This is a genomic window from Streptomyces sp. WELS2, assembly GCF_013870595.1.
Classification (GTDB): domain Bacteria; phylum Actinomycetota; class Actinomycetes; order Streptomycetales; family Streptomycetaceae; genus Streptomyces.
In genome coordinates this window covers 1-8,232 of the sequence record NZ_JACBWZ010000228.1, presented here as the reverse complement: position 1 = coordinate 8,232, position 8,232 = coordinate 1, and the positions used below count along the sequence as shown (strand labels likewise).

The window sequence follows — 8,232 nt, the reverse complement described above, 5'->3', positions numbered from 1 at the left end:
ACATTCGCGCCGACGCGTGGGCGCGGCGGCCACGGGAGCGGCCATACTGGCCGTCGTGCGCGTTGCGATCATGACGGCGGGTTCCCGGGGCGACGCCGCCCCCTACACCGGGCTCGGGCACCGGCTGGCGCTGGCCGGGCACGAGGTCACGCTGGTCACCCACGGCCGTTTCGAACCGCTGGTGGCGGGATCGGGGGTACGGTTCCGCGCGCTGCCGGTGGATCCGCTGGCGGAACTCCGGTCGCCGCGCGGCCGGGGTCTGCACCACAGCACCAGCGGAGCCGGAAAGCTGCTGCGCGTGGTGGAGCTGGCGCGGCGCCTGGTGGGACGGATGACCGAGGACCTGCTGGACGCGGCGCGGGACGGCGAGGTGCTGCTGCTGTCCGCCTCGCTGGCCCCGCTCGGGCACACGATCGCCGAGGGGCTGCGACTGCCGAGCCTGGGCGTGTATCTCCAACCCCTCGCCGCCACCCGGGAGTTCGCCCCGCCGGTGCTCGGCGGCGGCTCCTGGGGCGGGCCGGTGAACCGGCTCGCCGGTCAGGGGGTGAACCTCGCCGTGGAGCACGTCTTCTCCGGTGCCGTGCCGGCGCTGCGCGAGCGGCTCGGACTGCCCCCGCTGGGCACCACCGCGGCCCGGCGGGCCCGGGAGCGGCGGTGCTGGCCGGTGCACCACGGTTTCAGCCCCCTGGTGGTGCCCCGCCCCGCCGACTGGCGGGCGGGCCTGGAGGTGGGCGGCTACTGGTGGCCGTACGACGCCGAGAGCCGACTGCCCGAGGAGGTGGAGGAGTTCATCGACGCGGGGCCGCCGCCGGTCTTCGTCGGGCTGGGCAGCGCGACCGTGCCGGACGCCGGGCGGCTGAGTGCGCGGGTGGTGGCGGCACTGCGGCGGGCCGGGCTGCGCGGGGTGGTCCAGCGCGGCTGGGGCGGGCTCGCGGCCGACGGGGACGACATGCTGACCATCGGCGAGGTGCCGCACTCGTTGCTCTTTCCGAGGATGGCCGCCGTGGTCCATCACGCGGGCGCGGGCACCACGGCGGCGGGGCTGCGCGCCGGAGTGCCGACGGTGCCGGTGCCGGTGCAGTTCGACGCCGGTTTCTGGTCCGCCCGGCTGGTCGCGCTGGGGGTCGCACCGGCCGTCGTACCGCTGCGCGGGCTGACCGTGGACGCGCTGGCCACGGCACTGGTACGGGCCACCCTGGACCCCGCGTACCGACGGCGCGCCGAGGCCCTGGGCGCCCGGATCCGCGGCGAGGACGGCACCGCGCCGGTGCTGACCGCGCTGGCCCGGACGGCCGGCTGATCGCGGGCCCACCGTCCTCGACCGGCCCACCGGCCAAGCCGGACCTGTGGCCCGCACCCCCGCACCCCCGCACCCCCGCACCCGACGGCACACCGGCAGCTGGCCATTCCGGATCCCGGTCGAGCACCGTGCCGCGCCCCGGGGCCAGGCGTTCCGCGTGTCAGCCGGTGGTCAGCACCATGCGGAAGCGTGCCGCGCCGGCCAGCATCCTGTCGTACGCCTCCCCGGCCCGTTCCAGCGGCACCGTCTCGGTCATCGGACGGATGCCGTGCAGGGCGCTGAAGGCCATGGCGTCCTCGATGTCCCGCGCGGTGCCGGAGGGGTGCCCGCGGACCACCCGGCCGCTCATGATCAACTGCACCGGGCTGATGCCCAGCGGTTCGGGCGTGGCGCCGATGACGGTCAGTTCGCCGCGCGGGGCCAGGCCGTCCACGGTCGCGGTGATGGCCTCGGAGCTGCCGGCGGTGGCCAGGACGGCCTTCGCCCCGCCGAGGGAGGCCAGCGCCTCGGCGACCGGGGTCGGTGCCGTGCTGTCGACGTAGTGGTGGGCGCCCAGCCGCTTGGCGAAGTCGGCCTTCTCGGCGCCCCGGGCGATCGCCACGGTCTCGAAGCCCATCGCCACCGCGTACTGCACGCCGAGGTGGCCGAGGCCCCCGAGGCCGAGCACCGCGACCAGGTCGCCCGGCTCGGCCGGACCGCGCCGCAGCCCGTTGTACGTGGTCACGCCCGCGCAGGCCAGGGGCCCGGCGTCGGCCGCCGAGAGGGCGTCGGGGATCTGGGCCAGGGCGTCGACGGGTACCGTCGTGCGCTCGCCGAAGCCGCCGTCGTAGGCCCAGCCGGGGACCTTCAGGGCGGCGCAGACGATGAAGTCGCCCCGGCGGCAGGAGGGACAGTGGCCGCAGGCGCCGCCGAACCAGCCGACGGCCACCCGGTCACCGATGCTCCAGCCGCGCTCCCGGGTGCCCTCGCCCAGTTCCTCGACCCGCCCGGCGATCTCGTGCCCGGGGACCTCCGGGAAGGTCACGCCCGGCAGTGCGCCGCCGACGAACAGCGCGTCGCTGTGGCAGATCCCGCACGCCTCCACGGCGATCCGCACCTGCCCGGGGCCCGGCGGCCGGATCTCCCGCTCGGCGAGTTCGAAGGTGCCGTTGGGCTCGGTCACCTGGGCGACGCGATAGGTACTCATGGCGCTCTCCGGGATTCGGGGCGACGGCCTTCACCCCCAGCAGACCAGCTCCGGCCCGATCACGCGCGCCGAGCCGGGCCGCGCCCCCCGCCGGCCTGCTCGGGCCCCCTCTCAGGGGCTTCCGGGGCGCCAGCCCTCGGGCCGGAGCATGCCCAGCAGCAGCCGGACCAGTTCGTCCACCACCTCGTCCAGCGTGGCGTCCACCCAGCCGGCCGTCCAGTCGTGCAGCAGCCCGTTGACGCTGCCGATGAAGGCCGTGGCCGCCAGGCGGTAGTCGCGCGGCGCCGCCTCCCCGCGGGCCACGGCCGCGTCCGCCTCGGCGCGGATCAGGTCGACCCGGCGGGCACGGCGGGCCAGGCGCTGCTCCTCCAGCCGGGGGCTGACCCCGATGATCTCCACGAAGGCGACGCGGATGCGGCGCGGGTCGCAGGTGATGTCGCGGGCGTAGGCCCTGAAGAGGGCGGTGGCGCGCTCGGCCGGCGGGAGTCCGTCCGCGTCGGCGAGCGCGTCCAGGACGGCCTGTTCGGCCCGGCCGTTGACCTGGAGGTGCAGCGCGGCCAGGACGTCCTCCAGGGTGCGGAACTCCTCGTAGAGCTGGCGGGTGGACAGGCCGGCGGCCTGGCTGAGGGCGGCGACCGTGGTGCCGCGGTAGCCGGGGGTGTCGCCGAACAGCCGCAGCGCCGCGTCGAGGAAGCGGCGGCGCCGCTCCGCCTGCCGTTCCTCGGCGGACCGGCCGCCGTAGCGTCCCGTCGGCGCCCTGAGCCTGCCGCCCAACAAGTCCCCCTCCATCGTACCGCGCACGGCCGTCCGTGGTCGTGCGCGGTCGTCCAATCTTGTCGTGCACGCATCTTGTCGAGAAGGCCACCCGGTCCTTACTTTTCAGTAAGTTCACTGTGAATGCGGCCGTGTTCAGATCCCCGGACTCCTTCCGGCTTCCCTCAGCTTCCCCCGCTTCCCCGAGGAAAGAGAGCCGTCATGGCTGCCTCCAGAACCAGGCACCTGTGCTCCGTGGCCGTCGCCCTCGCCCTGGCCGTCGCCGGGCCGGCGGCCGCCGCCTCAGCGCGTCCGGCCGCCGCCGACGGCCTGCGGGAGGTGCTGTTCGTCGGCAACAACTGGGACGGCACCGCCGACGTCATCCGTTCCTCAGGCGACTACGCGAAGATCGGCCGGATCAGCGTCGTACCGGACAAGGACGCGCGGATGGCGGAGATCAACGCGGATCCGATCAAGTGGATCTACTTCCAGGCGATCCGCGACAGCGTGGGCGAGGGGCACGACCAGTTCGCCGACGACATGTACTCCACCCCGGACGGCCGGTCGGTGGTGGTGTCCCGGCCGAGCTTCGCGGACGTGGTCTCCATCGACCTGTCCAGCGGGAAGGTCGACTGGCGGTTCCCGGTGGCCGGTTACCGCGCCGACCACATGGCGGTCTCGCCGGACGGCACCCGGGTGGCGGTGTCCGCGTCGACCGCGAACACGGTGCATGTGCTGGACATCGCCACCGGCCGGCAGCTGGGGTCGTTCAAGACCGGCGACAAGCCGCACGAGAACGTCTTCAGCAAGGACGGCCGGTACATCTGGAACATGTCCATCGGTGACGTCAACACCGACCTGGACGGCCCGGGCTGGGACTGGACCAAGGGCGACCGGCACATCACGGTCGTGGACGCCACGACGTTCAAGCAGGTCGAGGTCATCGACATGCGGCAGCGGCTGGACGCGTTCGGGCTGAAGGACTTCTCCGACGCGGTCCGCCCGGCCGTGTTCTCCCCCGACGAGTCCAAGCTCTACTTCCAGGTGTCGTTCTTCAACGGCTTCCTCGAGTACGACGTCGCCACCGACAAGATCACCCGGATGAAGACGCTGCCGAGGAACCCGGCGACCAGCGAGGACCGCACGACCTGGGTCAACGACTCGCGCCACCACGGCATCTCGATGAACCCCGCGGGCACCAGGCTGTGCGTGGCGGGCACCATGGACGACTACGCGACCGTGGTGGACCGGGCCTCGCTCCAGGAGGGGCCGCTGGTCCCGGCGGACAAGCCGTACTGGGCGACGGTCAGCGGGGACGGCAAGGACTGTGTCGTCTCCGAGAGCGGCGCCGACCAGGTGACGGCGATCGACTTCGCCACCGGGCGGAAGGTGGCGTCGATCGCCGTCGGCGACCACCCGCAACGCGTCCGGCTGGGCCATGTCCGGGCCGACTGGACCGGGCCCGACGCCAGTTGACGAACCGGCCCCGTCGGTAGCCGACGAGCCATCAGACCGTGGTCTCCGGGGTGCCCCACTCACCCCGGAGACCACAGCGGCGTCCACGGGAAGCGCGCCGCCACCCACCCGGCCAGCTCGGCCCGCGCCGCGGCGAGCAGGTCCGCCGGGGGCGCCGTGGCGCCGTCGGTGACCAGGGCGAAGTGCGGGACACCGGAGTCGGCGTCGGTGAGCAGCAGCCGGCGGCTGCCGGTGCCGCCCGGCTCCGGAGCCACGGCGACCGGGGTGGCGAGGGTGTGGGCGGGCGGGCCGTACACCGCTCCGAGGTCGGAGACGACCGTGGTGGCGGCGGGCGGGAAGGACGCCGGCAGGTGCAGTTCGGTGGGCGCGCCGCCGTCACCGGAGCGCCACACGAGCAGCCCGTAGCGGCCCGCTCCCACCAGCTTCGCCACGTTCGGCAGGGCGGCCGGGACCGGGTTCCAGGTGAGGGTGGCGGAGCCGTCGCGGGAGCGGTCCTCGTAGGTGAAGGCGAGGGCGGTGCCGGCCGTGGCGCTCGGGTAGAGACGGTCCAGGAGGCGGGCGTCCTGGCGCAAGGCGGCGTTCCCCGAGTCGTCGAGCCGTACCGCGGACAGGTCCTCGTCGTTCCAGGCGTCCCCGGCGGTGCGCACTCTGCCGGGATTGTCGTTCATGAGTTCATGGTGCCGCCCGCTGTACAGGTCCCACTGCCACTGGGTGCCGGACAGCACCGGCCCGGAAGCGCTGGGCCGGTTCCACCAACTCGCGCCGCTCAGGCGGGAGTCCAGGGCCTGGTACATGGCCTTCAGCACGGTCGGCGCCTTGTCGGCGACCGTGCCGGACAGGGGGTGGCCGAACTCGCTGACCACGGCCGCGGCGCCGGCGGCAAAGGCGCGGTCGCGGACGGCGGCGAAGTCGGCGGCATACTGGCCGTCGGCCGCCTTGCCCCACATCAGGACGCCGGAGATGGCCTTCTGGTCGTAGAAGTGGGTGTTGAGCACGTAGCCCGGGCCGAGCGTGCCCGCGTCCAGCAGGCCGCCTTCCTGCTTCTGGGCGGAGATGCCGGCGTTCCAGAACAGGTTCGGCTCGACGAAGGCGGGCTTGTCCTGCCACCCGGCCGCGTCCATGCGGGCGCGGAACCTCTCGTAGAACGGCCAGAGCAGATCGCGTTCCCAGGTGCGGGAGGTCTGCCCCAGGTCATAGGTGCCCGCATAGGGCTCATTGTACGGGTCGAAGCCGGTGATTCCCGCGAACTCCCCCTCGTCGAGGTGCTGTTCCAGGTAGGCCATGGTCGTCTGGGCGGTGTCCAGGAAGGCGTCCTGGACACCGTGGGAGTTGTGCCAGAAGTCGTACTGGGCCTCGCGCACGGCCGCGTTCTGGGTGATGTTCTGCCCCCAGAAGAGACATAGCCCGCACGACTCCTTGGGGTAACTCCCGGCGTCCACGGCCCACTTGGGGGCTCCGTCGCCGGTGTACCAGCTGTCGGGGCCGAACAGGTGCCGGGAGTGGAGGTCCTGGTGGAAGTCGGGGTAGACCCGGATGCCCGCGTCCAGGAAGGCGCGCATCTGCTCGGTGGCGGCGGCCAGATAGGCGGTGTCCACCCGGCCGCGCACGGGTTCGGCGTACGCCCAGGAGAGCAGGAAGCGGACCGCGTTGCCGCCGCCGAGGGCGCGCAGCGCGGTCGCGGACTCACGGGCGTCGGCGACGGAGGCGAAGGGCAGGCCGCCGTTCTCCGCCAGCTTGGTCTCGCCCGAGACGTTGTAGCCGCGCAGCACGATCTCGCGGCCCTGTCCGTCGGTGAACCGGCCGCCGCGCACGGTCAGCGGGGCGCCGTCGAACCAGAGGGAGCCGGGCGGGATGGCCCGGGAGGAGCCATGTGGGGTGGTGGCGGTGGCGGGCGGGACTCCCGCGGTCACCAGGGATCCGCCGAGGACGACCAGGACAGCCAGCAGACGCGTCCGAATGTTTGGCATGTCCACTACGGTCCGGTGAAGCCCCGGGGACGTCAACGGCTTGTGACCCTCCGGCAAGCCGGCTGTCGGCCGGCCCGTCCGTGCCGGTGCGGCGGGATGTGCCCGGATTGAGCCCGGGCACGAGGTGTCATGTGCTTGAGACGGTGTCGTGCGGCGGAACGGCCGCGAGGCACCCCGACGGCTGAACGTTCAACGAGAACGGAGCGGGCGATGCGTGAGATTCTCGCGGTGCTGGACCGGTGGTACGCCGCCCGGTTGCCGTTCGGGCTGGCCACGGTGGTCGAGGTCGGCCGCAGCGCGCCGCGCGGGCCCGGCGCCGCCATGGCGGTGGGCCCGGACGGCGAGGTGGTCGGCAGTGTGTCCGGCGGCTGTGTGGAGGGCGCCGTGTTCGAGCTGGCCCAGGAGGCCGCCGAGAGCGGTACGGCCCGGCTGGAGACCTTCGGGTACAGCGACGAGGACGCGTTCGCCGTCGGGCTGACCTGCGGCGGCGAGATCACCGTGCTGGTCCGGCAGGTGACCCCCGCGCGGGACCCGGCATTCGGTGCGGTCGCCGCGTCCGTCGCCGCCGGCGAGCCGGTCACCGTGGCCACCGTGGTCGACGGGCCGGCACCACGCGGCGCCACCCTCGCGGTGTGGCCGCGAACGGCCGCCGGCGGCCTCGGCACCCGGGGGCTGGACGCGGCCGTCGCCGCCGACGCGCGCGGCGGACTCGCCCTCGGCGTCACGGGCCTCAGGCACTACGGACCGCACGGGGAGCGGCGCGAGGACACCGTGACCGTGTTCGTGCAGTCCTTCGCGCCGCCGCCGCGCATGCTGGTGTTCGGCGCCATCGACTACGCCGCCGCCGTGGCCCGGATCGGGGACTTCCTCGGCTACCGGGTGACCGTGTGCGACGCCCGTCCCGTGTTCGCCACGCCCCGCCGGTTCCCCGAGGGCGTGGAGGTGGTCGTGGACTGGCCGCACCGGTATCTGCGCGGCACGCGCACCGACGCCCGGACGGTGATCTGCGTCCTGACCCACGACCCCAAGTTCGACGTACCGGTGCTGCGGGAGGCGCTGCGGCGCCCGGCGGCGTACATCGGGGCGATGGGCAGCCGGCGCACCCACGACGACCGGCTGCGCCGCCTGGTCGAGTCCGGCCTCAGCGACACCGAACTGGCCCGACTGCGCTCCCCCATCGGCCTGGACCTCGGTGCCCGGACACCACAGGAGGTGGCGGTGTCGGTGGCGGCGGAGATCGTGGCACTGCGCTGGGGCGGCACCGGCGCGCCCCTCAGCCGCACCGGCGGGGCGATCCATCCCCCGGAGGCGGGCTGACGGCGGTACGGCGGCCGCTACTCCGGGTCCCCGGCCACCCTCGCGTGCAGGTGCTGGTCGTGCCAGCCGTCGGCGTGCAGGAGGGCGCTGCGCTGGGTGCCCTCGTAGCGGAAACCGGCGCGCTCCGCGACCCGGCAGGACGCGGGGTTGGCCGTGGAGTGGCACAGGCGCAGACGGTGCAGGCCCAGGTCGTCGAGGGCCCACCGGGCGAGCCGGCGGACCGCCGTGACGGC

General features: G+C 74.0%; 7 protein-coding genes. 3 read left to right on the top strand and 4 right to left on the bottom strand.

Going from position 1 to position 8,232, the window contains the following annotated elements; translation table 11 throughout:
- The first annotated feature begins 70 nt into the window (after positions 1 to 70).
- On the top strand, positions 71 to 1,300 hold the full coding sequence (locus H5J33_RS15665; RefSeq protein WP_181795524.1) for a glycosyltransferase: 1,230 nt from the start codon (positions 71 to 73) through the stop codon (positions 1,298 to 1,300).
- Positions 1,301 to 1,460: 160 nt separating this feature from the next.
- Here the strand turns inward: H5J33_RS15665 and H5J33_RS15660 are convergent, their stop codons facing one another.
- Positions 1,461 to 2,486 (bottom strand): alcohol dehydrogenase catalytic domain-containing protein, encoded by a 1,026-nt coding sequence (locus H5J33_RS15660; protein WP_181795522.1) that lies wholly within the window; start codon positions 2,484 to 2,486, stop codon positions 1,461 to 1,463.
- 111 nt (positions 2,487 to 2,597) lie between these two features.
- A complete protein-coding gene (locus H5J33_RS15655; protein ID WP_181795523.1) occupies positions 2,598 to 3,260 on the bottom strand; it encodes a TetR/AcrR family transcriptional regulator in 663 nt (220 codons plus the stop codon).
- Positions 3,261 to 3,461: 201 nt separating this feature from the next.
- On the opposite strand from H5J33_RS15655, the gene H5J33_RS15650 reads away from it, so the two are divergent.
- Positions 3,462 to 4,715, top strand: coding sequence for a YncE family protein (locus H5J33_RS15650; RefSeq protein WP_181795521.1), 1,254 nt, complete (start codon positions 3,462 to 3,464; stop codon positions 4,713 to 4,715).
- Between the two features lie 59 nt (positions 4,716 to 4,774).
- Here H5J33_RS15650 and H5J33_RS15645 read toward each other — a convergent pair whose 3' ends face one another.
- The gene (locus H5J33_RS15645) at positions 4,775 to 6,682 is read right to left on the bottom strand and encodes a cellulase family glycosylhydrolase (RefSeq protein ID WP_181795520.1); all 1,908 of its coding nucleotides are present in this window, start codon (positions 6,680 to 6,682) and stop codon (positions 4,775 to 4,777) included.
- 210 nt (positions 6,683 to 6,892) lie between these two features.
- Between H5J33_RS15645 and H5J33_RS15640 the strand changes: the two genes are divergently transcribed.
- A complete protein-coding gene (locus H5J33_RS15640; RefSeq protein WP_181795519.1) occupies positions 6,893 to 7,999 on the top strand; it encodes an XdhC/CoxI family protein in 1,107 nt (368 codons plus the stop codon).
- Between the two features lie 17 nt (positions 8,000 to 8,016).
- Here H5J33_RS15640 and H5J33_RS15635 read toward each other — a convergent pair.
- A partial coding sequence (locus tag H5J33_RS15635; RefSeq protein ID WP_181795518.1) for a GNAT family N-acetyltransferase occupies positions 8,017 to 8,232 on the bottom strand: 216 nt, incomplete at its 5' end.

Bases quoted from the DNA above. Each gene is read 5' to 3' on its own strand.
- H5J33_RS15665 (WP_181795524.1), top strand. From the start codon at position 71: ATGACGGCGGGTTCCCGGGGCGACGCCGCCCCCTACACCGGGCTCGGG.
- H5J33_RS15660 (WP_181795522.1), bottom strand. From the start codon at position 2,486: ATGAGTACCTATCGCGTCGCCCAGGTGACCGAGCCCAACGGCACCTTC.
- H5J33_RS15650 (WP_181795521.1), top strand. From the start codon at position 3,462: ATGGCTGCCTCCAGAACCAGGCACCTGTGCTCCGTGGCCGTCGCCCTC.
- H5J33_RS15645 (WP_181795520.1), bottom strand. From the start codon at position 6,682: ATGCCAAACATTCGGACGCGTCTGCTGGCTGTCCTGGTCGTCCTCGGC.
- H5J33_RS15640 (WP_181795519.1), top strand. From the start codon at position 6,893: ATGCGTGAGATTCTCGCGGTGCTGGACCGGTGGTACGCCGCCCGGTTG.